This window comes from Shewanella psychrotolerans, assembly GCF_019457595.1.
Classification (GTDB): domain Bacteria; phylum Pseudomonadota; class Gammaproteobacteria; order Enterobacterales; family Shewanellaceae; genus Shewanella; species Shewanella psychrotolerans.
The window spans coordinates 2548494-2572608 of record NZ_CP080419.1 but is presented as its reverse complement, the minus strand read 5'-3'; the positions used below and the strand labels follow the sequence as shown (position 1 = coordinate 2572608).

16 protein-coding genes are annotated in these 24115 nt (G+C 46.7%); 4 read left to right on the top strand and 12 right to left on the bottom strand.

The features are described 5' to 3' along the window. Nucleotides 1–32 precede the first annotated feature (32 nt). Nucleotides 33–1055: an isoaspartyl peptidase/L-asparaginase family protein gene (locus K0I62_RS11305; RefSeq protein ID WP_220071360.1), complete on the top strand. Its 1023-nt coding sequence runs from the start codon at nucleotides 33–35 to the stop codon at nucleotides 1053–1055. Nucleotides 1056–1516: 461 nt separating this feature from the next. Next, nucleotides 1517–2446, top strand: a complete 930-nt coding sequence (locus K0I62_RS11300; protein WP_220068245.1) for a universal stress protein — start codon at nucleotides 1517–1519, stop codon at nucleotides 2444–2446. Between the two features lie 35 nt (nucleotides 2447–2481). Here K0I62_RS11300 and K0I62_RS11295 read toward each other — a convergent pair whose 3' ends face one another. The 4 genes from K0I62_RS11295 to K0I62_RS11280 all read right to left on the bottom strand — a co-directional run bounded on the left by K0I62_RS11295 (nucleotide 2482) and on the right by K0I62_RS11280 (nucleotide 7519). Next, entirely contained in the window at nucleotides 2482–2802 is a 321-nt protein-coding gene (locus K0I62_RS11295) for a YdbL family probable chaperone protein (RefSeq protein ID WP_220068244.1), read from the bottom strand. Nucleotides 2803–2823: 21 nt separating this feature from the next. Then, entirely contained in the window at nucleotides 2824–2997 is a 174-nt protein-coding gene (locus K0I62_RS11290; RefSeq protein WP_220071359.1) for a YnbE family lipoprotein, read from the bottom strand. A gap of 119 nt (nucleotides 2998–3116) precedes the next feature. Beyond that, the gene (locus K0I62_RS11285; RefSeq protein WP_220068243.1) at nucleotides 3117–6503 is read right to left on the bottom strand and encodes an intermembrane phospholipid transport YdbH family protein; all 3387 of its coding nucleotides are present in this window, start codon (nucleotides 6501–6503) and stop codon (nucleotides 3117–3119) included. A gap of 161 nt (nucleotides 6504–6664) precedes the next feature. Continuing rightward, nucleotides 6665–7519 carry a D-hexose-6-phosphate mutarotase gene (locus K0I62_RS11280; RefSeq protein ID WP_220068242.1) on the bottom strand — a complete coding sequence of 285 codons (855 nt, stop codon included), beginning with the start codon at nucleotides 7517–7519 and terminating at the stop codon, nucleotides 6665–6667. 245 nt (nucleotides 7520–7764) lie between these two features. Here K0I62_RS11280 and K0I62_RS11275 point away from each other — a divergent pair, with 245 nt between their 5' ends. Then, nucleotides 7765–9555, top strand: a complete 1791-nt coding sequence (locus tag K0I62_RS11275) for an acyl-CoA dehydrogenase C-terminal domain-containing protein (protein ID WP_220068241.1) — start codon at nucleotides 7765–7767, stop codon at nucleotides 9553–9555. A gap of 141 nt (nucleotides 9556–9696) precedes the next feature. Here the strand turns inward: K0I62_RS11275 and K0I62_RS11270 are convergent, their stop codons facing one another. The 7 genes from K0I62_RS11270 to K0I62_RS11240 all read right to left on the bottom strand — a co-directional run bounded on the left by K0I62_RS11270 (nucleotide 9697) and on the right by K0I62_RS11240 (nucleotide 20381). After that, entirely contained in the window at nucleotides 9697–10308 is a 612-nt protein-coding gene (locus K0I62_RS11270; protein ID WP_220068240.1) for a DUF938 domain-containing protein, read from the bottom strand. Nucleotides 10309–10826: 518 nt separating this feature from the next. After that, a complete protein-coding gene (locus tag K0I62_RS11265) occupies nucleotides 10827–12905 on the bottom strand; it encodes a bifunctional 2',3'-cyclic-nucleotide 2'-phosphodiesterase/3'-nucleotidase (protein ID WP_220068239.1) in 2079 nt (692 codons plus the stop codon). 288 nt (nucleotides 12906–13193) lie between these two features. After that, complete coding sequence (locus tag K0I62_RS11260) at nucleotides 13194–13658, bottom strand: group I truncated hemoglobin (protein WP_258404986.1); 465 nt, start codon at nucleotides 13656–13658, stop codon at nucleotides 13194–13196. Next, nucleotides 13655–14497, bottom strand: coding sequence for a DUF3034 family protein (locus K0I62_RS11255; RefSeq protein ID WP_220068238.1), 843 nt, complete (start codon nucleotides 14495–14497; stop codon nucleotides 13655–13657). The genes K0I62_RS11260 and K0I62_RS11255 overlap by 4 nt, the downstream gene beginning before the upstream one ends. 9 nt (nucleotides 14498–14506) lie before the next feature. Further along, nucleotides 14507–16840, bottom strand: coding sequence for a putative bifunctional diguanylate cyclase/phosphodiesterase (locus K0I62_RS11250; RefSeq protein ID WP_220071357.1), 2334 nt, complete (start codon nucleotides 16838–16840; stop codon nucleotides 14507–14509). Further along, on the bottom strand, nucleotides 16830–17507 hold the full coding sequence (locus K0I62_RS11245; RefSeq protein ID WP_220068237.1) for a methylamine utilization protein: 678 nt from the start codon (nucleotides 17505–17507) through the stop codon (nucleotides 16830–16832). The genes K0I62_RS11250 and K0I62_RS11245 overlap by 11 nt, the downstream gene beginning before the upstream one ends. A 693-nt stretch (nucleotides 17508–18200) precedes the next feature. After that, nucleotides 18201–20381 (bottom strand): M3 family metallopeptidase, encoded by a 2181-nt coding sequence (locus tag K0I62_RS11240; protein WP_220068236.1) that lies wholly within the window; start codon nucleotides 20379–20381, stop codon nucleotides 18201–18203. 264 nt (nucleotides 20382–20645) lie between these two features. Between K0I62_RS11240 and K0I62_RS11235 the strand changes: the two genes are divergently transcribed. Continuing rightward, entirely contained in the window at nucleotides 20646–22229 is a 1584-nt protein-coding gene (locus K0I62_RS11235) for a dipeptidase (protein WP_220068235.1), read from the top strand. A gap of 141 nt (nucleotides 22230–22370) precedes the next feature. On the opposite strand, the gene ggt is transcribed toward K0I62_RS11235, so the two are convergent. Then, nucleotides 22371–24101 (bottom strand): gamma-glutamyltransferase, encoded by a 1731-nt coding sequence (ggt, locus tag K0I62_RS11230; protein ID WP_220068234.1) that lies wholly within the window; start codon nucleotides 24099–24101, stop codon nucleotides 22371–22373. Between the last annotated feature and the right edge of the window lie 14 nt (nucleotides 24102–24115).

Below are 24115 nucleotides of genomic sequence, written 5' to 3'. Positions count from 1 at the left end.
AGCCTAACGTGAGAAGCACTATTACCCCCCTAATGTTATCTGGCCTGATGGGTTTATTGATGAGCGCCAATGTGATGGCGCAGACACCGCCTTTTTCTATCGCCATTCATGGCGGCGCGGGAACCATCTCTAAAGCCAACCTGACAGATGAACAACAGCAAGCCTATCGCGACAAGCTTAAACAGGCGGTGGATGCCGGGTATAAGGTGTTGGAGCAGGGCGGTGACAGTCTCACAGCTGTCACTACGGCAATCAATATTCTTGAAGACAGCCCCCTCTTTAATGCCGGTAAAGGTGCTGTGTATACCTATGATGGTGGCCACGAGATGGACGCTTCGATTATGGATGGCAGTACTCTGAATGCGGGCGCGGTGGCTGGGGTTAAACATATTAAAAACCCTATCGATCTGGCCCGGGCCGTGATGGACAAATCGCCCCATGTCATGTTGTCAGGTGAAGGTGCTGAAGAGTTTGCCTTAACCCAGGGCTTTGACTTTGTGCCCGTCACCTATTTTGATAGCGATGCTCGCTATCAGCAGTTACTCGATGCCAAGGCCAAATTAAAACAGGCGCAGAGCAATCAAGAGGGCAAGGCAGATTATCAGGCGTCGCTTAACTATTTAGATCTCGATTATAAGTTCGGCACTGTGGGCGCTGTGGCACTGGATAAGCAGGGCAATCTTGCGGCGGGTACCTCGACCGGTGGCATGACGGTGAAACGCTTCGGCCGTATCGGTGACTCGCCTGTGATTGGCGCGGGCACCTACGCGGAAAACCAGGTTTGCGCCGTATCGGCCACTGGCCATGGTGAGTATTTTATTCGCTACCATGTGGCGGGCGATATCTGCGCCAAGGTCAAATATCAGCAAAAATCGATACTGCAGGCCGCCGATGAGGTGATCAATCAACGCCTGATCACCGCGGGCGGCACCGGCGGGGTGATCGCTATCGATCAGCGCGGTAATATCGCGACTCCATTTAATACCGAAGGCATGTATCGTGCGACCCGCAAGCAAGGTGAGCAGGCCAAAGTGATGATCTGGCAGGACAACTAATCTCCCTGGTCCGTAAAGATTGTGTCAGCAGGGGCGGCCTAGAGCAAATCGATGGTCAGGGAAACGGTGATCTGTTCCGTATCCGCGCTATTACTAGCTTTGGGCTATCAACTTTGGCCATAGTGCAGCAAGGTCAAATTAACGGTTAAGGATAACCATGGCTTAAAAGGTCAGGCAAAGTTGGCTTTCTAATAGCCGCTGTTTTAAACGGCCACCCTAGGGTGGCTTTTTTTTTGGCGTAAAATTTTATAATAAACTGATTTTATTCGATATCTAATTCACTTGCTGATTGCTAATAGCTAAAGGTTTCCATAGGCCTTGTGTTAGGTAAAAATGTTCTTAACAATAATCATTTCTATTATCATAAGCTTGGCGATAAGCTTCGCCATTACTGGGCTGACGCCACTTTTCTGGCCAACGGGTGGGCTAAACTTAATGTCGAATCCGAGGAGAGTAAGCTTATGGATAGCTATCAGAGATTATTAGTGGTTGTAGATGAACACGATTTTAGCCTAAAGGCCGTATCTCGGGCCGTATATCTGGCCGGTAAAACCCATGCGATCATCATCGTCATGATGTTAGAGCACAGCCATTTTGTTAACCGATTGGTGGATACCTTCGAGTCTGAAAATAACGGCGATCAGTTTCAGCCACAAACCAAAGAGCGTAAACAGAGTTGTCTCACCGCCTTTATTCGCCAGGCGGTGCAATCAGGCCTGAATATTTCTAAAGCGTCGATCGCCTGTCATTCCAGCGATGATGTGCTGCAGTTTTGCGAAGACTACAGGGTAGATGCGGTGATCTTGGCAGCGTCACGGCATAAGCTGTGGAACTGGCTCACCATCAAACCTTTGGATGTGCGCTTGATCCGCGAATCTTCGCGTCCTGTGGTTGTGGTTAAAGATCACATCTGGCATCCGGGAGGCCATATTCTTTCATTGGTGGAACCCTGTGCCGATGATATGGTGCACAAAGAGTTAAATGAAACCGTGCTGCAAACCTCTGAGCATTTCTCTGAGTTACTATGTGGCGATTGCCACCTCATTGATTGCTACTATGGTGATACACCTAGTATCTCCTTTCATCAGACGGTATCGCCGGCTAACGATGAGCACTTCCACCTGCAGCAGATGTCTCAGTATTCGACCCGTTACCATCTTCAGCCTGAGAATACGCCCAAGAACAAGCATATTCACCTGACTAAATCTTTGCCGGAAGATGCCATCGAGTCGTTGGCGAAAGAGGTGGATTCTGAGTTGGTGATCGTTGGCGATACAGGTAAGACAGACCTGTTTTCAAGCCTCTGTGGTAACGTGGGGGAGCAAGTGATAGATAGGATCCAGTGCGATCTTCTCGTGGTGAAGGCAAGAGGTATCGGCGCCATGCAGTGAGTTAGGCCAGCGACAGAGTGTCGCTGGCTAACCTATTACTTTTTAATCCATTTGCCTTGCGGTGTTTGGATGTAGTGTCCCTTATCGGCAGCCGCTATCGCTTTTTCTGCGGCCAGTTTGGCAACATCATCGACGCTTATCTGGTTCTTAAGGGCGATCTTTTCATAGTGGGCCTTGCGTTTGGCATTGACTGACTTGGCGAGCGCACTGGCTTCGCCGCTATTAACCACCACACCTAAGTAGCCATTTATCTGCTCACCCACTAACCCCTGCGCCTTAGCGTCTTGTAGTGAGATGGCAAAGGCATTGAGGCTAAGAAGAAGTCCGGCTATCAAGACAAGTATTTTGCTTTTCATTTGAATCACCTTATACCTTGATTAGAAGAGTTCATCGTTGTTAATCAGCTCATCGAGCTCTTTATCAACCTTAATCTTGATCTCATGTTCAATCTTAACGTTAAGGTTGATGACGATAGGCTTATCTGGTGGCTCTATCTTTACCGTTGGCGTGCAGCCACCAAGGAGCAGCACGCCGGTTAGCCCCAGGGTCATGGTTGGCAAGGTTAGCAATTTTTTCACTGTGCTTCCTTAATATGGTTGATGGTGAGCTTAGGCTTATGAACTTAGATTACTCTGAGCAATATGACCATAAGCTGAACGTTTACTTTAGGTTAGTTTGCCATCGCGCGTTCAATTTCAGTCTGCATTCTATCACCTATTTGTAAACTCTTGAGTAACTGCAACATATTTTCTTCCTGAGCGTAGTTCAAATGTATGGGGCGTTCAATATCCTTGGCCCGACCCTTGACCTGTACTTTTAGCTGGGCATCGCCGTTGGGAGCCATGTCGAAGCTACTCGACAGCTGGGTATAGTGAAGTTCCTCCAGTGCCGAGAAGGCGAAATCCAGGTAGGGCTGCGACACGCGCATCTGTACTACGGCGGGATTATCGTCAACTTTAATCAAGCCGCCTGGCGCTCGGGCCGCCAATTGGCCATTGCTAACGCTAACCTTGCCCTGTTCGAGACTGATTGGCAGTACGCCATCGAAGATGCCGTCGGCGTAAATTCCGGTTTGCGGCTGCGCGGCGAGCAGCTGCGCCAGATCCATACCCTGCAACACCAGATAAGCTGAGGAGGGGGCGCCCAGATTCAGGTTGAAGATGGGCAGCAAGATCTCACCGCCCAGCGTTTTTGCCGTGCCGTTAAGTTTCACATCCGCACCGTTAAGGCCTATGGTGGCGTCAAGTCCTTTGCCGATATCGAGTTTAAAATCGGCATTAGCATTAAGATCCGTGAGTAACACTCCGGGATTAAAAGCGGCGACCTTAAGGTTTATCTGCTGACAGTTTACCGCCGCATTGAGCCCATTTACCTTGTTATCATTGCCTGTTAGCTCACACAGGGCCGTGAATTGGGCTTGCTCAAATGGCAGTGCCTGAAAGCTGCCCTCGCTGATCTGCATGCTTGGTGTTAACGCCATCGTGAAATCCAGGCTATCCCGTTGCCAGGTTAGATTATGAGTGCCATGCAGCTGGGCATCTCCAATCAAGAAGAGCTTGGACGGCATCGCCCTGAGACGAGAGAGGCGCGCGACGATAGCGTTGGCGTCATTGACCATATTGAGCTGCCCGCTGAGTTGCAGTGGCTGTAGCGCCTGAGAGAACAGCATTAAGTGCTGACTCTCAAAAGGCAGCTTGTCTAACAGCCAGGATTCTTTGGTCTTTAGTCGGTAACTTGGCTGCTTATTTTGATTTGCGATCAAATTATTTGATTGCTCTGTGGTCAGCCCCTGCCATTGAATCGCTTGATTGAGACTCGCTTCAGGCAGGGAATATAAGGTCTTGCTGCGCAATTTATTGAGGCGCATGCCCTGCTGCTTGAGCGTTAATTGGGTCAGCTTATAATCAAGCTCACTCTGCCAGGGCGTATTAAGTAATGTCTCTAACGTCAACAGACGGATTAGGTTTTCGCCTTGCTCGTCTGCCGATCTGTTGTCTCCTGCCTTGAGGTCAATCGTTTTTGTCTCAAGGGTCAGATGCTCAAGCTGCAGTTGATTACTCAGTGCCTGGCCCTTGGCATCTAGCGTTTCCTGACTGGCTCCCAGGGAATTAATGGCAAGCGTTAGGGGAGCAATATGCACTTGTTTTTGGCTCAGGGTTAATCCCTGCTGGGCGCTAAAACTCAGGCTGTCGGCATTTAGCTTTGCAGCTTGCCCTGGCTCGTTAAGTTGCGGTGATACGGTAAGAATATTCAGCTTTGATAACTCAGCGGTTTGCAACGCACCATGACGCAACTTGATGTGGCCAGCGCCAAGGGTCGTGCTTGTCTGCGAGCTGGTCAGGCTCGCCATGGCGGCGGGATCAATGGGCGCTACGCCCTGGCGGGATGAGTGCGTTGACGGCCAGCGAAGGCGATGCTTAGCCGTTTTGACATTCACCGCTTGCCAAGTCAGCTCAAGCGCTGGGTCTGCACCTGTTTGAAATTCAAGCTTAAGGGGTGAGGGGAGCTCTGTGTCGATACCGCTTGCTCCTACCTCTAGCTGTCGATGATTAAAGCCGGGCTCGGATAGACTCGCGCTGCCACTTACACTCAAGACGAAATGTTGATTTTGGTGGGCTGTGTCTTGCTCACCAATAATACTGCCCACCAAGGATAATTGAGCCTGTGCTAGCGATAGACGGTTCATGCTGGCGTCTGCGCAGTGGCCATCGACTGGATTGTCGGGGGGCAGTGCGATGCAAAGCGCTTGGTTAACTTCGCCTGATATTTGCCAATCTGCGCCTAAGCGCCAGTGAGTGGCAGGCGCAGATGTTGGCGCTGCGCCTGTCGCTGTTTGCATCAGTTTGCTCAACTCAAGGTCGCTCAGCTTGGCCGTGAGCTTATTTTCACCAAGGGTTAGACTTGCCGTCATTGCGGCAAGATTCAAGCGCTGGTGGGCAAGGTTGTAATCGAATGCTACTTTTCCAGGCTCTGTCTCTGCTTGACCCAAGTTGAGTGTTAGTCTTATCTGAGGCTCAGTTGGTTGAGAGCCATTCCCCCCAAAATCAGCGCCTTGTGGCGTCAGCTGAGTTAATAGACCATTGAGCATGGGGGAGTGATTGCTGGCAAGTGGCTGAAATTGTTCGGGGCTCAGCGCCAGCTCTAATTGCGTCGGTGCAAGCGATAGCTGCAGATCGGTTAAGGGGCCTTTCAGATCAAGCGTTATCCCCCTGCGCATGTTAGTCATATCTGTGATTTCCAGCTTGAGCGGATGCTTAAGCGGCTGACCGCCAACCCTGGCAAGCGCTAGCTCGAGATCGCTCAGCTGGTGGCTAGAGGTTAAGTTTCCACGGGCAAGATCAAGCTGCATCTCTGAGTTGAACTTGCCCTTTAGGCACATCTCCTCGGTCAATATCCTTTTCAGCTGGTGCAGGGCGATGACAGATGCGCTGCTTTGTGTGTTGAGGGGCGATAAGCTGGCCAGCTCTGTAACAAGCTTAGAGAGGTTATCAAGATCCATTTGGCTGGAGAGCTGCCAACGGGTCTTTTCAAGCGTCGCATTGAGGGTGAGTAGCGGCGATTGATAGAAACTCAGCGCGCTTGTTAACTGCCCCTTATCATCAAGATTGAGGTAATCAAGGCTCAGCCCCAAAGGTCTTTCTATTGCTGGACTGCTTAGCGCCTGCGTCTTGAACGTCACTCGGCCTATGGCTATCTGAGGCAGTTTGCTGAGTTCCAGTGCGCCGGTGGCCGAGTCATCTTGTTGCGCGCCCATGCGTTCAAAAAAGTCTGTGGCAAGGTCTACCTCGATTTGGCGAATCGCCAGTGAGTCGAGACCTTGTAGCCCCATAGGGCCGTCTAACCAGTTTGGCGTCAGTTGAAGCTGCAGATCATGCAGTGTGACCAGGCTGTTGTGGACCCTAAGTTGCAGCAGGGGGAGGTGAAGATGAACCAAATCACTGGGGGTGAGGTGCAGAGAGACAATTTGCACGCCAGCATCTTTCAGATATGGGTTGAGCAGACGTTGAGTGAGGCTGGCTAGTTGTGATGCCGCTATGCCCAACAGGAGTATCAGCATCAAGGCGATACCAAGAAGCAAGGTTTTGCAGGGTCTAAAAAGGCGTCGCCACATCTGTCCTTGTCTCTTGGGTGGTTAGTTACTGCTTGAGTTTATCATTGATTGGCGCCGCGAGGACATAGACTGCGGCGCTTCTTAAGCGTAATCCTTAGGCGCTATCCTTAGGTGCTTGGTTGCCAGCGGATATGGGTGGCCAGGGTGTGAGACTCACCAGGGGCCAGCGTGACTTTGTCGTCCAACACATTTGCGGCCTCAAGGCAGACCATGGTCAGGTAGTCCTTGTCATTAAAACGAGATAATCGTTTCGACTTATCTATCCAGGGATTCCACAAGATGGCCGAGTGACTGTTTTCACGGTGTACTTCTATGGTGCCGTTTGGGGTATGCAGCAGTTGGCAATCCTCCAGTTGGCTGTAGACTCTGTCCGTTTCCCGGTCAAAGCATACCTCATCGCCATCCTGAGTGTAGGGGCCTTCACCAAATTCGATATAGTTCGCGCCACTAAAGCCACTGGCTTTGAGCTGATGAATATCCTCGATGGGAAAGTAAGTGTGTAGTGCTTGCGTCAAACTAAAAGGGGTCTCACCAAGGTTGGTGTTAACCAGTTTAACGCTCAAGCTGTCGCTTAAGTTGAAGATGAGTTCAACGCGGCTCTGGTAAGGCCAATATTGCTTATCTGCATCATCGACGGTGAGACTGAATTTAAGTTCTACTGCTTGGTCTTGCATCTGCACTGCGTCGAGTTGCCATAAGCGAATGCGGGCAAAACCATGCTGAGGCCATTGGGGATTTTCATTCATGCCGAACCAAGGCCAACAAACGGGGATACCACCTCGTATTCCGCTACCTGGTTGATAGTCGTCAGCGCTAGATACCCACAAGAGAGGTGGCTTTCCCTTAGGCTGAAAACTCTCAATTTGAGCACCTTGCATAAAGATCCGTGCTTTACATAGCTCGGTGTCTACATCGACGTAATCTAAACCGTTAGCATGCTGTTTGGTGGTTACAGAACTCATATTTAACTTATTCCTTAATGCTGACTCATGGTCGGAATGGTAAGGGTTAGCTTACAGAGTTTTAATGGTCACGATAAGTAGTGTGATCATTGTTTTTGTTGTTTTGCTGTTCATAAATTAAAACAAGCGTATAAATAGTGCTGCATTTTTATTCTGAGTTAGCTAAAGTGGTCAGAGCTCAAACCTAATTAACCATTAGGTTATGGGTACAGTTCTCGGTGAAGTTGTAAAAAAAGGATTATGCAATGCCTAATTATCAAGCTCCGTTAAGAGACTATCAATTTATCCTCAATGAATTGCTCACTATCTATAATCGCACTGATCTTCAAGGATTTGATGAGATCGATGCTGAACTCGTCGACGCTATTTTACAAGGGGTCGCTGATTTTACTACAGAGGTGATGTTGCCACTCAATAGCAGTGGTGATGTAGAAGGCTGTCAGATTAAAGACGGCCAAGTTATTACCCCTAAAGGCTTTAAAGAGGCTTATCAGCAATATATTGATAACGGCTGGGCGACACTTACGAGCGATCCCAAATATGGTGGTCAAGGATTACCAGAGTCGGTGGGGATATTCGCCACCGAGATGAATACCTCTACCAATATGGCGTTTGCCATGTACCCAGGCTTAACCCATGGGGCTTATGCGTCGATTCATGCCCATGGAAGTCAGCAACTAAAAGATAAGTATTTGGAAAAACTGGTTACCGGTGAATGGACGGGTACCATGAATTTGACCGAATCCCATGCGGGTACCGATTTAGCTTTGCTGCGCACTAAAGCTGTTCCTGTAGGGAAGGATACCTATGCCATTAGTGGGGAAAAAATCTTTATCTCTTCAGGCGATCACGATTTAACCGACAACATTGTACATTTGGTTTTAGCTCGTCTTCCCGATGCGCCAGAAGGAGTAAAAGGGATCTCTTTGTTTGTCGTGCCAAAATATCTCATTAACGATGATGGTAGCTTAGGCTGTTTAAATGGGGTGGAAGCCACGGCGCTAGAACATAAAATGGGTATACATGGTAACTCAACCTGCGTGATGTTATTTGATGGTGCTATCGGTGAGTTAGTTGGTCAGCCTCATCAGGGATTAAGGGCGATGTTTACCATGATGAATGAGGCGCGTCTTGGCGTCGGCGTGCAGGGGGTAGGCGTGTCAGAAATCGCCTATCAAAATGCCTTGACATATGCCAAAGATCGCATTCAGGGTCGTGCGCTGAGCGGTGTCAAAGCCCCTGACATGGCGGCAGATCCTATTCTTGTTCATGGTGATATTCGCCGTATGTTGATGGCTCAAAAAGCCTTTAATCAAGGTGCTAGGGCGTTAATGGGACAGCAAGCGCTGTGGCTTGATGAATCTCACCGCAATAGCAGCGACGAAGCCGCTGCTAAAGCCAGTAAACTCGCGGCGCTGTTTACTCCCATTGTAAAAGGCTTCGTTACCGGTCAAGGCTTTAAAGCCTGTGTCGATGCTCAGCAGGTGTTTGGTGGTCATGGCTATATTCATGAGTGGGGCATGGAGCAGTTTGTGCGCGATAGTCGCATCGCCATGATCTATGAAGGAACTAATGGAGTACAAGCGTTAGATTTAGTCGGGCGAAAACTCTTGTCTGATCGCGGTGAAGCGCTCTCTATCTGGTCTGAGATGGTAAAGCCTTTTATCGCAGAACAGGTAAGCAATGACAAAATGAAATCCTATATTTTACCATTAATTGACGCCTCTACCGATCTTGAAAAAGCAACGCTATTTATCACAACTAATGCGGCTAAAAACCCCGATATTATTGGCGCAGCTTCTATGGCGTATATGCAAATTTTCGGTATCACGTCTTTGGCTTGGATGTGGGCGAGAATGGCGGTTGTGGCGTTAGAGGCGCTCGAAAATGGATGTGCTGATCGCGCCTTTTATGAAAACAAGTTAGCAACAGCGCAATTTTATATGCAGTATTGGGCTGTGCAGACGCGTAGCTTGCGTAAACAGATTGAATCGACTAGTCAGCTGATTTGCGAACTGACAGAAGCTGATTTTTAACGTTCTTTTTCGCTGCAATTAGTATCAATTGCAGGTGGCCGCCAACAAGTGGTTCATGTAACAGTCTAACGGTAGCGCTTTGTTTGTTGAGATGAGCGCTACCCAATTCAATTATGGCAGTCGCTAATTCATTCGCTGTTATTACTCGTTTTTAAAAAATTGTAATAAGCGATTATTCGCGGGCATCTCGTGATCCGTTGTTAAACTCATTTGCGCCTGAGCCGCAAGTTCAACTATTTTGTGTTGGTCGCGAATACCGCTATGTGGGTTGCGGTGTTTGAGCCAAATATCAAATTGCCTATTACTTTCACTAGTGTATCGATTGTCGTAGTTGAAGGGGCCATAGATACAACAAATACCACCAGGGCTTAGATGTTTACCTACGCCTTTAAAGAAAGCTTTAACCATGGATTCACTCATTATGTGCATCGTATTAGCGGTAAAGATGCCATCAATAATGAGCTGGTCGCAGGGCCAAGTATGCAATACATCCAGTGGAATAGGTTGCGCTATATTAGCCGAACCTTCTAACGCAAGCCTTAATGCGAGGTGCTCAATATAGTGGCTTTGATCACTAGGATACCAAGTTAAATGGGGTAAATGCTGCGCAAAATGAACCGCATGTTGTCCAGTGCCACTGCCTATCTCTAATACATTTTGCGTATTTGCAAAACACACATTAAGGATAGATAAAATCGCATTTTTGTTGTTTTCACATGATTGTGAATAAGGGAGTTGACTAATATCGTTCATCAAATAAGTTTGGTTAATTTGGGTTAGTTTACTCTAACCCAATAAAGCGAATTAGCATAAGTAACTGAGCGATTTATACCAATTAGTACAAAGATGTGATCGCTCTGCCACCATTTAGCGCTTATGAGGCAACAAGTGAAGAGCATAGCTGAACTAGGGTCAAACTCGTTACACTGCATCACAAGTGCTAAAAATCGCCTGTTAGGCGTGTTTTTTACCTTTCTACTTCAGCGTTGAATGGCCTCGCAAGGGAACAAGCATTCCATCATCCATTGCCTTGAATGAGTTGTCAAAAAGCACGCTGAGCAGATTACTTTCTTATACTGATTGGTATCACACTTCACTTGAGGTCGCGATGGCGAATGTTAGATGAACCAATGTTAGATAAATTAGCGCGAAATAAACCCATATGAAATAAACAAACGCTAGAGGAATTTGGCGGTCGCTTGGGGTTAAAAATGCTTGTGTAATAAAAAAGCGCCCCAAGGGGCGCTTTCAATTGACGCTAAAAATTTAACTTATTTAGCTGCAGATTCAGTGGTTAAATCAATTTTATAGACGGCAAAACCAAGCGCATCTGGCTCAGCAAGTTTCTCCATCTTACGTAGTTGGTTTTCACTGATGAACTTGTCGGCTTTGTCGCTGTTTTGTGTTTCGAAACGAATATCCAGCGCAACTTGGGTGTTGATGGTCTTAAAGTCCCAGTTGTAGTCGGCACGTGGGTCAACCTTGTCATCATAGCCGCCCTGATCGTTTGGCTTAGACTGCGCCGTGATATAAGCCGCTAACGCCTCGCGGTTGGTGTCAGGCAGTTCCATCACAACATAATCAGAACCCGTACCGGCAAATTTACCGCCAAAGGCGCGGTAGTTATTAGATGCCACGATAAATTCCTGACTGTTTAGCGCTTCACCTGTGATCACCTCACCGTCAGGTGTGGTGTAGGCAAGATCGACGATGCGATTCGCATTTTCGTTGCCAGCAACGATTGCGCAGTCGCGGTCAAACTTACTCGGCTGGGTGACATCAATCTTATAGGTTACGCCATCGATCACATCGAAGTTGTATGTTGGATGGCCATTCCAGTTGATCAATGACTGTGGTGCACTCGAATTAGGGTCAATCTGGTTGAACTGGTTGGCGCTGCATTCTAACCAGTCTTTTAGTTCGACACCTGTGAGCTTCACCGCCACCATAGTATTAGGGTAGAGGTAGAGATCGGCAGCGTTCTTAAAGGTTAGATCGCCATCATCAACCTGAACAAATTGCGAAGCATCGGCCTCGGTGGCATGGCGACCACCCGCTTTAAAGGGAGCAGCGGCTGACAGTACAGGGATCCCTTTTAAGGATGCTGGTAGCTTGGCCGTGACTTGGGCAATTTGCGCGTCGGACACTATCTGTACCGTTGGATCATCCTGCACTAAGGTTAGGAAGCTGTACATCTCGGCGGCGGCGACACCAATAGGTTCATCGACAAAGGCCAAGGTGCCCTGGTGTTCCAGTTCAACCGCATCGTGAATGTCTTTGTCTGCCTGAACCAGCTCGACTTTGTTGGCACCGTCATAGATAGGGCGTGCTTCGGTTTGTGCATCGGTTACCGACCAAGCGCCATCTTTGAGGGTGAGTTTAAGGTCAACCACCCCTAAGTTATCGCCCCAACGGCCAGGCATGACTGCAGCAACGCCGTTGAGCAAACCTTTTTCCACGTCGGTATTAGGTAGATCGGCATAGTTGGCATGAGGGAAGATCGAGTGGCTGTGACCAAACATGATGGCATCGATGCCTTCAACATTGGTGAGTGCGAACGTGGCATTCTCGGCCATAGGGTCGCCAGGGTTTTCTGATGAACCTATACCAGAGTGAGGAATGGCGATGATCACATCGGCACCTTCAGCCTTCATTTTTGGCACGAAAAGCTTGGCGGTTTCGATGATATCTTTGGCTTCAACCCTGTCCGTCAGGTGCTGCTTATCCCACAGCATGATTTGCGGCGGTACAAAGCCGATATAGCCAATCTTGATTGTGTGTTCGCGGCCTTCGGTATCAATAACCACTTTTTCTTTGATCAAATAAGGCTTAAATAGGTTTTCGCCGTTTTTGACATCGTTCCAGCAATCATCTGCCGCGCAGTAGACGTTAGCGTTGATATATGGGAATTCTGCACCACTTATCGCCTTTTCAAGGAAATCCAGGCCATAGTTAAACTCGTGGTTACCAATATTGCCAACATCATAGTCTAAGGTATTCATTGCCTTATAGGCAGGGTGCACGTCACCCTCTTGTAGACCTACTTTGGCCATGTAGTCGCCCATTGGACTGCCTTGTAAAAGGTCACCATTGTCGACTAATACAAAGTTATCGGCTTCTTTACGGGCTTCATGGATAAGGCTGGCGGTGCGAGCCAGACCAATAGTTGGATCCACTTTTGATTGATAGTAATCAAAATCCATGATGTTGGTATGCAGATCTGTGGTTTCCAGAATTCTCAGATCGACACTTGCCGTGGTGACTTTGTCATCATCGTCATCATTCCAGCTACAGCCGCCTAGTCCGACTGTCGATGCGATAACAACTGCTAATATTTTTTTATTAAACATAACCATCAATCTCTATTATTATTTTGACCCCGAAGCCAACGTCGTTAGCTTCATGTGTGAACTGAATCACATTTGCTCTTTATGATTAGAGCTTTTGCTTCAAGTTCGGGGTCAATTATAGAGAGATAATATGTAAAAACTATGACATCTAACGTCCTTTCGGTGTCATTTTGTATCTAACTGCTGCTTGTTTGTTCGGTTGGTTTTTGGTGTGTTTATTTGTTGTTAATCAACTGTTTATTTGTTGGTGTTTTATTCGGTTTGTAAGTTAATGCTAAAAAAGCTGCATCAGTGGTAGGTAATGTCGCTATACATAGGAGCCAACTTTGCGAGTAGGGCATTTCTTGTTGAGATCGGAATATTTTGCTGTTTCATTGCAGCGATCAGATGGCCAACAATAGCATCGAAGTCAGCTTGTGTAATATTGAGTCCTTGGTGGGAATTAAACATTGTTTCACCTTGATAGTTGCAGTCCCCGCCGGTAACGACGCATAGGTGCTCAATAAATCGCTGCCTAAAAATCGCAATGTCAGTTTGTTCAAAGTGGTGACGAATGAGTTTATCGTTGGCAATATTGGTTAAAAAGTCATCGGCGATAAGGGTGATCCCTTCTGTTTTTCCCAATTGCTCGTACACAGTGGTGTTACTGCTAGCACAAGCTGTGAATATCAATACTAAGCCAACTAGCATGACCATAGAGGGAAAGCGGTGTGGTTTACTGTGCTGGTTTATACGTCTAATTAGGTTCATCATAAGGCTCCTTCAATCGAGATATACCAGCCTTGCTGATTTTCATAGCCAGCAATGCTACCAAGGTCCGTATAGGCCGTGACGACTGAAAGGTGCTTATTCACAAACCAAGCGAGAAAGATATCTTGCCAGTCGTCTTCGATAGCGAAGCTGAGTTGATCTGGCTTTTGCCGATACTCGTACCCGATAGCCAAGTTATCGGTGAGCAAGAGTGCGGCTGAACCTTCAAATACCCACTGATAACTGTCGTCTTTAGTGTTGCCAAAGCCCAAGAGTCCTATTTGGTTGGCTTTTGTGGCCCTAACGGTCGCGTTGAGTAACAGGTTTCTTCCTGCGATGGCATCGAAAAAAAGTTTGCTGGCCGCTACATAGGCATCTAATCCCGAATCATCTTGGGCGCCTACAGCCTGTGGGATGGTAAAATCATCGACCCGCTTATATTGAAGCCCAAGGGTCAGTTGAGGTATTGCGCTATATAATAACTCGCCAGCCAATTTGTATTTTACGCCAACAATATCTTGTCCCAGTTCACCACCTAAACTGTCTAAATCGAAGGTTTGTTTGGCAATACTCAATTCAAATCGATTATCGATAGCTAAAGATGCACCCACCACGCGTAAACTAAAATCATCGACCGATACCGAGGTCAGCATTGCGGTCGCGGACCATTCGCCGCTACTGGCATAACCATTAATCACCGCCCAAGGAACGATACCGCCCCCCGCGCTGCCCTCTATCGTACTCGCGCCCCCTGTTGCGATGACTTTACTTGTCTTTGCCAATGCGCCGCCACTTAATAGGGTGAGCAGTATTAACGAGGAGACAGTTATTAATTTCCACATAGAGGCACCCTATTCATGTTCGACTGGCTTAGTCTTTGATTCGACTGGTTTCGTCACTGAGTTGAATTTCTGCACCCATTGTCTGAAATCAGGGGCTTTTAGCGGTTTGGCGTATACATATCCTTGTATGCTGTCGCATTGGAGCTTGCGTAAAATATCGATACCCGCGATGGACTCAACCCCTTCGGCGACAACTGACAGATTGAGCCCTTTAATGAGTTGAATACTTGTTTGCACTATCATCAGATCCGTGTCATTGAGGTGGATATCTTTGATGAAGCTGCGATCGATCTTAACTTCATCTACTGGCAACATTTTTAGGTAGGCGAGTGATGAATGCCCCGTTCCAAAGTCATCAATTGAGGCGTGGATCCCAAGGTCCTTAAATTGCGTCAATACATCAATGGCGGCTTGAGTGTCAGTCATGACTGCACCTTCAGTCACTTCAATGGCCAATGAAGAGCGGGGGAGCCCATGCGCCGTTAATTGCGCGCAAATCCTCGCTGGCAAACTTTCATCGATTAAATCGTGTGCCGACAAATTGATTGCCACGGATAAATCCAGCCCTTCAGCGTGCCATTTTACCAGCTGAGACACAGCTTCTGATATTACCCATTCACTCACAATCGAGATGTTACCCGAGTTTTCAGCGAGTTGAATAAACTCATCTGGTGGAATAAAACCAAGAGTCGGGTGTTGCCAACGGATTAAGGCTTCGGCGCCATAACAAATACCCTGTTGAATATTGATTTTAGGCTGATAAACCAGATGCAGTTGTCTATCTGACAAGGCTTCGGGGAGCTCTTTGACAAGTGCAAGTTCACGCTGATATTTTTCATCGGTTCCCACCTGATATTCAGCAACGCTGAGGTTCGATAAGCAAGCATGGTTGAGTGCGATTTCACCATGGCGTAGCAAGGTGTCGATATTATGATATTGATTAACCAAATTAATCATTCCCGCTCTTACCGTTAGGCTGATTTTCGAACCTTCAATGGTAAAGGAAACTGCCAATTTTAGTAGGAATTGTTCGATCGTTTTTTCGGTTAATGGCTCATCGAAAAGCAGTAAAAATGAGTCACCATCTAAGCGTGCTATAAGCTTGATATCGTCGCTGAGCGTCGCTAAGCGCTGAGAGAACAAGAGCAATAACTTGTCGGCATTGGCAAAGCCGATAATGTCATTGATATGCCGAAAATGCTTAATATCGAGTAGGACTAGGCAGCCATTAAGCATACCTATTTTTTCCGTTAACAATTGTTTTGCCGCGAAGCGATTATAAAGTCCTGTGAGCGCGTCATGTTGTGATTGGTAAAGCAGCGCATTTTCACGCGTTTCAATGTTGCCTCGCATGATTGAAAGGGTATCGGCCAGCACTTGCAACTCGGCCGGTGCCCCATCAATTTTGTCGGGGTTTTCACCCTGACCAACCCGCCGAGCGAAGTTGACTAGCGCATATATTGGCCGCGTTAACCCACGAGTAAACCAAGTGGCGATCGCAAATGCAAGCAGGGACGTAATGGCAAAAATAAACAGCATATTATTTCGAAGTGACAGATAGTTTTGCTGCCATTTATCAACGGATTGATGCAATATCGCCCACTGATTCAACCCGTGTTTATCGAGTTGTTGTACCACGGAAAGATAATCTAGGGGTAAGTTGTCTTTTACTGTGCTGTCGACATTTTCGACGGCTTGCAGTTGTTTCAGCACTCTTTGTTGTTGTGCGGGCGGCAAGGTTGATACCATCTCTATGCGGTCACCCGATTGATTGACAAAGCTGATATCGATCCCCGTGATCCGTTTGGCCTGGTTTGCGACTGACGCATCGAGCACAAACCCCATTCCGACCCATGCGATCAGCGTAGGGGCTTTTACGGGTTGCAGTACAAATTGATAGCTAGCATGGTCGAAATTGAGAACAGCAAAGTCACTATTAGCACTTTGAGTCAACTTAAACAGTGAGTCTATGTCGCGCTGCTGGAGCTGTGCGAGACTTGATGAAAGTAGTTTTCCATCAGGAGAGAGTAAAATAGCCGCCGCTGCACCAATACGCATGCCATGGTTACTCAATACTGATTCGATCGTATCTTGTTCTTTGGTCGCAACGGCTCGCTTAAAGCCAAAATCAGCACTGAGCACTGATAAGCTTTGATTAAGCTGTATGCTTCGATTCAATAACATTTCAGCAAATACGTTGGTACCGATCACTAAACTTTGTTTTTGCTGTTGCCGATTATCCTTTAGGGTCGCGCTTAAGACGAAGACAGCGGTAGCGAGCTGCACTAATGTCAGCAAAAACAGAAAAACGATGATAAGTCGGTTACGGAAGCTATTTTGTATCATCACTGACTTTTTCGGTTATGAGCTGGCTAAAACCAGCTGGGGGAGAAGAGGGTTTTGGTTGGTGCTTGATTTGTAACTGTAGCGAAAGTGACTGAGGCTCATTAAATACCGTCAGCGGGAGCCGTTCTGAAGCGCTTAGTTGCCAAGGGTGCCAGAGTTTAACCTGGTAATTTCCTTTAGGAATATCATTTAACATTAAATGTCCGCTGTCGTCAGTAACGCCGACATAAGGGCCTTTAGCCACATAGATAAAGGCTTGCATATAGTCATGAATATTACAGCCGATGGCAACTAACCCCGGCTTATCGAATAACACAGGTGCTTCCGCTTTACCCACATACAGCTTTAATTCAAAAGGCTTGGCCTCTGAAAATGAATACACGTGATGGCGTGTTTTATCTAGATTCGGAAAATCGACTTTAGCGCCCTGGGGAATAGCCAGTACAAATGGATTGAAGGTTCGATTTTGCTGCTTTATCTCATAATGCTCAGTCTCTAGTGGGTTTGGCACTGCTAGCGTCTCTTGCGCCGAGATCAGTTCCACTACTGCGTCGGCAATGGGGCGGGCCTGACTATCTGAAATATCGATCTTAATGCTTGCGCTGTGGATCTGAGCGGAAAACATCAATCCGAAAAGTGTGGGTAAAATTAATTGTTTTAGCATCAATTTTTCTCAGTTCATCAGTCAAAACCGAACATGGGTCAGTGTCTGTTAAATAATTGTTAATATCAATGTTTTACCATAATAACAAGAGTCTGTTAAACCTTGCTGCTTAGTATTCATCTTTAATAACGCGGTAGCGCATTTTGCATCTAATACCAATTAGTATAAAGATGTGATTGCTCAGCGAGAATTTAGCGCTTATGAGGCAAGGCAACGAGTGAAGAGCATAGTTGTTCTACGGTCAAACTCGTTAACACAGCATCGAAAGCGCTAAAACTCGCCTGTTAGGCGTGTTTTTGGCTTCCTACTTCTGCGTTGAACGGCCTCACAAGGGAGTGACCATTCCATCGTCCATTCGCCTTGAATTAGTTGCCAAAAAACACGCTGAGTAGATCACTTTCTTATACTGATTGGTATGATAAGCTTAGTGCTATTTTGCCTGTGGTGGGCGTTCAGCCATTTTATTAGGGCCGCCGATAGGGTTATCTATTAGGTTTTAGTGTTTAAGGTAGGTTGTAGAATAAAAATGATGCTCAGAAATATGAGCATCAATACAGATAAGAAAGTGACCGACTCAGCGAGGTTTTTTGCGCTTTCGAAATGGTATTAATCAAGGTAAAGCAAGAATAATCAAATTCTTGCTTTACCAGCGTTAACGCTCGTTGAGCGATCATCTTTAATATTGATAACAGATTATTTTGACAACAGTCCTCGGCTGCGAAGCAGGGGTTCTATACCTGCTTCTTTACCACGGAACTGCTTGTAAAGTTGCATAGGATCTTCACTGCCACCTTGAGACAAGACGTTGTTTCTGAACGCGTCAGCGGTGGCTTTATCGAAGATACCATTCTCTTTAAAGGCCTCGAAGGCATCGGCGCCTAATATGTCAGACCAGAGATAGCTGTAATAGCCGGCTGAGTAGCCACCGGAGAAGATGTGCGAGAAGTAGGTGCTGCGATAGCGCGGCGCGATCTCCTCAATCAGTCCCATCTTACTCAGTGAATCGGCTTCAAATTTGGCCGCATCTTTGGGCTCGACGTCGCTGATAGTGTGCCAGTCGAGATCCAGCTTAGTCGCTGCCATATACTCGACAGTCGCAAAGCCCTGGTTAAATTTGCTGGCGGCTTGAATTTTTTCAACTAACGATTGAGGGATCACTTCACCTGTCTTGTAGTGTTTGGCAAATTGGGCTAAGACTTCAGGCTGGGTCATCCAGTTTTCCATCACTTGAGACGGAAATTCCACATAATCGCGCGGCACAGAGGTGCCTGATTGTGAGCGATACTCGACATCTGACAGCATGCCATGCAGCGCGTGACCAAATTCGTGGAATAGGGTACTGGCTTCATCAAAGGTAAGCAGTGCAGGCTTATCTCCCACAGGGCGTGGATAGTTGAGAACATTGACTATGATAGGCTTAGACTCTACATCGTGCATCTTATACTGCTTGCGATAGGAGTTAGCCCATGCGCCGCCACGTTTGCTGTCGCGCACATAATAGTCACCCATGAAGATCGCCATTAGCGAACCGTCTTTGTCATATACTTCCCAGGTACGCACCTCGTCATTGTACTTGGGCAGATCGGTGCGCTCCTTGACCGTAATACCGTAAAGACGATTGGCGGTATAGAATACACCTTTAAGGGTGTTTTCTAATGAAAAGTAAGGGCGAGTTTGCTGTTCGTTAAAGCTGTATTTGGCGACACGGATCTTGTCGGCATAGTACCACCAGTCCCAGGCTGCCAGCTTGAAGTTGCCACCCTCGGCGTCGATTAGCTTTTGCATCTCTGCCACTTCGGCTTTGGCTTGAGCCAGTGCTGCTGGCCAGACTTTGTCGAGCAGGCCATAGACGTTTTCAGGGGTCTTAGCGGTGCGCTCTTCTAATACAAAGTGTGCGTGGCTCTTATAACCCATCAGCTGGGCGCGCTCAGCACGCAGGGCTGCCATCTCTGCCAAGATTTTTTTGTTGTCATGGGCGTTGTTATTGTTACCGCGCTCTATATAACCCTTGTAAATCTTCTCACGCAGTTCGCGATTGTCGGCGTAGGTGAGGAAAGGGGTGATAGAAGGACGTTGAGTAGTGAATACCCATTTGCCCGGGTGACCTTTCTTTTCGGCGGTTTGCGCCGCAGTGTTGACTGCATCCTGTGGCAGACCGGCCAGATCGACTGGATTGTCGATCACCAGTTCGAAGGCGTTGGTTTCTGCCAGAAGATTGTCGCCAAACTCTAGGCTGAGTTTACCTATCTTCTCATTTAAGGCTCTGAGCTTAACCTTGTCAGCTTCGCTTAAGTTGGCGCCGCCACGGGTAAATCCCTTATAGGTATCTTCCAGTAGTTTTTGCTGAGCCGTGTTTAGAGATAAGCTATCGCGTTGTTGATAAACAGCTTTAACACGCTGAAACAGCTTGTCATTCAGTAAGATATCATCACCTGCCGCCGACAGCATTGGCGAGACCTCTTTTGAGATCGCTTGCAATTGATCATTGGTATCTGCGCTAGTTAAGTTATAAAACACACTAGCAACCTTGTTGGTCAATTCGCCTGAAAACTCCATAGCTTCTATGGTGTTATTAAACGTTGGTGCGTCAGGGTTATCAATAATTGCTTGAATTTCAGCTTGCTGTTGAGCAATTCCTGCTTTAAATGCTGGTAGATAATGTTCAGGTTTAATTTTACTGAAATCAGGGATCCCCATAAAGGTGTTATAGGGTTTAAAGAATGGGTTAGATGCATTGCTATCGATGATCTGTTGAGCTACCGAATGTGCTGCTATTTGAGTGTTGTCGCTATTAACTCCAGTTGAGTTGCATGCGCCTAATGCAAAAGTCAGCGCCATGGCTGACACGAGCGGTTTGAGGGTCGATCCCTTCATAATAAAATCCCCGATTATGTAATTGTATTTATGCTGAAAAGCGAAATTGCTATATGACTTATCAATTAGAATCATTGCGGCAATCAAACGTCGAAAATGTACAAGACATGACGTTAAAGGGCTTAATTATCATGGTTATTATTGATAAAGCTATAAAAACTGTGTTTAGTTTGTAACAAATGTTGTGAACTGGGTATTTTTGCATTTTAAGTGAGCTGATTTGTGGCAAAATGCCATGTTATGGTTAATAACAATTACAAAAACATGCGCACTCTTAAACCGCTATTTCTACAACGCATACTTATTTCATTTGCACTCTTCTGTTTGGTGCTACTAATTCCATTTTGTGTGTCTTATGCTGATGATGGTTTTCAAGCTTCTGATAAATATAAGCTTAATTCTATCTCGGCCACCTCTGATATGTTGGCGAATTACGCTGTATCACAATACGGCGAACAGACAGTTGAAAGCTTGGCTAAATTGATTCGTTTTAATACTGTCGCTGTTGATGGTTTAACCCCTGATACCAATCCTGAGTTCATAAAGTTTAAATTGCAGCTTAAGCGACTGAGTGAGCAATTAGGGCTCGATTATGCAGATCATGGTTATGTTGTTTTGATTGGCCTTGGTGAGAGTGAGCGAAAATTAGGGATTATCACTCATGGCGATGTGCAGCCTGCCGACCCAAAACTTTGGCATAAAAGTCCCTATGAATTAGACATCACAACTACGCCAGGGTTACTTATTGGGCGAGGAACGGAAGATGATAAAGGACCAATCGTCACCGCAATGTATGCAATGAAGGCGATTAAAGATAAAGGCTTGAGTTTAGATAGACGTATTGAGTTAATGGTCTACATGGCTGAAGAGTCAGATTGGGGACCTTTGAAAGCGTTTTTAAAAGGATTCACGCCAGCAGATATCAATATCACTATCGATGCGGAATATCCGGTTGTGACAGCGGAAAAAGGCTGGAGCGAGATCCGTTTCTTGATCCCAAATAGCGAAACAGGCATTGAGGCAACAGGCCCAAGCTTGTTGACTTTTAGTGGTGGCTCGTTTGCAAGTCAAGTTCCTCAACAGGCTACGGCGACGTTAATTAATATCGACGCAAATTTACTAGAAAAAATTAAGCAACGCAGCGAGTTGCAGCGGGGAATGCGTTATCAATTTATCAGTGATGGCGACAAATTGACGATAATGGCCGATGGTAAATCGGTGCATTCGTCAACACCAGAAGATGGTGTTAATGCGGTAACGCATTTGGCTGCGATATTAGCGGGATTTTCATGGCCTAAAAATCAAGCATCATTAACGCAATCTTTTATTTCTCAAATGATTGGTCTTGGTGTTTACGCGGAGCTGTTTGGTGATATCGCTTATAGCGATGATTTTATGGGAAAGATGACATTGGCGCCGACGGTTGTTAACTCAACTGAAAAGGGGGCTGAAGTGGTGATGAACCTGAGACGTCCTTTAGGAAAAAGTGCTGAGCTGCTTGAGCGTCAAACTCAAGAAGCGTTAAAGGAATGGCAACAAGCACATGGCGTAACACTTCAACAGGTTGAGACGTATTGGGGAGAGCCTAAGCTGATGGATAAAGCGCCCCATTTAACGACTCTGTTGTCTGTCTTTGGTTATTTCGCCAGGGTTAAAGCGCCCAAACCTATTGCAATTGGTGGCTCAACTAACAGCAAACTATTTCCAAATGCGCTCAGTTTTGGTCCTGCTATGCCTGGTGTCGAATACACTGGTCATAGTGAACATGAGTTTATTACTCATGAACAGTTTATGCTAAATCTTAAAATGTATACGGCTGCTTTTGTTGAATTAGCAGTAAAACAATGATGGAGATCTACAGTCTTTGATGAACTGTACCGTCAACCAAATAATCCTCATCGGTATAAGAAAGTGATCTACTCAGCGTGTTTTTTGGCAACTCATTCAACGCACGCTGAGCGATCATATCTTTATACTAATTGGTATAATTTAGTAACCTAACGTCTCGCTGCCTGCACGTCTTGGATCTGATGCCCCGAAGAGTCCCTCATCGGTTACCATAATTGATTGGGTTGAGCCCATGGCATCTTTTACTGAAACCTTGTGACCTTTTGTCTCTAGTAGATTAATCGTATCGCGGTTGAGGCTTTTCTCGACACGCAACTCATCGGGTAGCCATTGGTGATGGACGCGACTCGCATAACTGGCCTCGGCAATATTGAGATTATGGTCAATCACATTCATGATGATTTGCAACGTTGTATTAATAATACGTGCCCCGCCTGGACTGCCTGTTACGATAAAGGGTTTTCCCTCTTTCATGACGATTGTTGGGCTCATTGAACTCAGTGGACGCTTGCGTCCCTCTACCGCATTGGCGTCACCACCGATTAGCCCATATCCGTTAGGGACGCCAGGTTTGGCGGAGAAGTCATCCATCTCATTGTTGAGTAAGATCCCCGTACCTTGGGCCACTAAACCAGAGCCATAGCTAAAATTGAGGGTATAAGTATTGGCAACCGCATTGCCCCATTTATCGACAACTGAATAGTGAGTCGTTTGCGGGCTTTCATAACCTACTATTTTTCCGGGACCAATATCGCTACTTGGGGTCGCTCGATTGAGGCTGATGTCATGACTACGAGTTTTCGCATAGCTTTTACTAATAAGCTCAGATACAGGCACTTTGACAAAATCGGGATCCCCCAGGTATTCGCTGCGATCGGCATAGGCGCGCTTCATCACTTCAGCCATAACATGTAAGGTCGCTGCTGTGTTATGTCCCAATTTTTCGATTGGATAAGGTTCCAACATATTGAGCATTTCAATAATATGAATACCGCCAGATGACGGTGGTGGCATAGATACCACCTGATATCCGCGATATTCACCTGTGACTGGGACTCGCTCAATTGCTTGATATTGCTTGAGATCCTCAAGGGTCATGATCCCGCCTGCTTGGGTTACTGCATCAACCAATTTTTTAGCGGTATCGCCTTCATAGAACCCTTTGCTGCCTTGTTTACTGACTAATTCAAGGGAGTGAGCGAGCTCTGCTTGTACTAAGGTGTCACCAATTTGAAAATTGCTGCCATCGGCTTTATAGAAAATAGCCTTAGAGCTTGGCCATTGTGAGATACGGCGTTTAAGGCCTGCAAGTGAAGTGGCAAGGTCTGGGGTGACAGTGAAACCATCCTTAGCGAGTTTGATTGCTGGCGCGATAACTTGCTCCATCTTCATGGTGCCATACTTGTTAAGTGCCAGCTCCATTCCCATTACGGTGCCAGGAACACCCACGGCGAGACCATGTTCTCGGCTGAGTTTAGCGACAGCATCCCCTTGCTCATTGAGAAAAATGTCTTTGTGTGCATGCGATGGGGCAACTTCTCGGTAGTCAATCGCTATGGTTTTATTCTCTTTAGCTAAATGCACCAGCATAAAGCCACCGCCACCAATGTTTCCGGCTCTTGGCAGAGTCACTGCAAGGGCAAAACCGACGGCTACCGCGGCATCGATGGCATTTCCACCTTGCTTTAGGATATCGACACCAACGCGCGTTGCGACTGATTCTTGGCTAGCAACCATGCCATGTTGAGCCCAAATAGGTTGGACGGTGGCGCTATTACTGTATATTGATGATTCGGCGCTATGAACGAACTGACCGCTTAACAAGGGTATTGAAAGAGACAGTGCTACGATTAAACTTTTTAGTGGGCGCACAATGGATCCTTTGT

Excerpts from the sequence above, each read along its gene's own strand:
- K0I62_RS11305 (WP_220071360.1), top strand. The coding sequence starts at position 33 with ATGTTATCTGGCCTGATGGGTTTATTGATGAGCGCCAATGTGATGGCG.
- K0I62_RS11300 (WP_220068245.1), top strand. The coding sequence starts at position 1,517 with ATGGATAGCTATCAGAGATTATTAGTGGTTGTAGATGAACACGATTTT.
- K0I62_RS11295 (WP_220068244.1), bottom strand. The coding sequence starts at position 2,802 with ATGAAAAGCAAAATACTTGTCTTGATAGCCGGACTTCTTCTTAGCCTC.
- K0I62_RS11290 (WP_220071359.1), bottom strand. The coding sequence starts at position 2,997 with ATGACCCTGGGGCTAACCGGCGTGCTGCTCCTTGGTGGCTGCACGCCA.
- K0I62_RS11285 (WP_220068243.1), bottom strand. The coding sequence starts at position 6,503 with ATGCTGATACTCCTGTTGGGCATAGCGGCATCACAACTAGCCAGCCTC.
- K0I62_RS11280 (WP_220068242.1), bottom strand. The coding sequence starts at position 7,519 with ATGAGTTCTGTAACCACCAAACAGCATGCTAACGGTTTAGATTACGTC.
- K0I62_RS11275 (WP_220068241.1), top strand. The coding sequence starts at position 7,765 with ATGCCTAATTATCAAGCTCCGTTAAGAGACTATCAATTTATCCTCAAT.
- K0I62_RS11270 (WP_220068240.1), bottom strand. The coding sequence starts at position 10,308 with ATGAACGATATTAGTCAACTCCCTTATTCACAATCATGTGAAAACAAC.
- K0I62_RS11265 (WP_220068239.1), bottom strand. The coding sequence starts at position 12,905 with ATGTTTAATAAAAAAATATTAGCAGTTGTTATCGCATCGACAGTCGGA.
- K0I62_RS11260 (WP_258404986.1), bottom strand. The coding sequence starts at position 13,658 with ATGATGAACCTAATTAGACGTATAAACCAGCACAGTAAACCACACCGC.
- K0I62_RS11255 (WP_220068238.1), bottom strand. The coding sequence starts at position 14,497 with ATGTGGAAATTAATAACTGTCTCCTCGTTAATACTGCTCACCCTATTA.
- K0I62_RS11245 (WP_220068237.1), bottom strand. The coding sequence starts at position 17,507 with ATGCTAAAACAATTAATTTTACCCACACTTTTCGGATTGATGTTTTCC.
- K0I62_RS11240 (WP_220068236.1), bottom strand. The coding sequence starts at position 20,381 with ATGAAGGGATCGACCCTCAAACCGCTCGTGTCAGCCATGGCGCTGACT.
- K0I62_RS11235 (WP_220068235.1), top strand. The coding sequence starts at position 20,646 with ATGCGCACTCTTAAACCGCTATTTCTACAACGCATACTTATTTCATTT.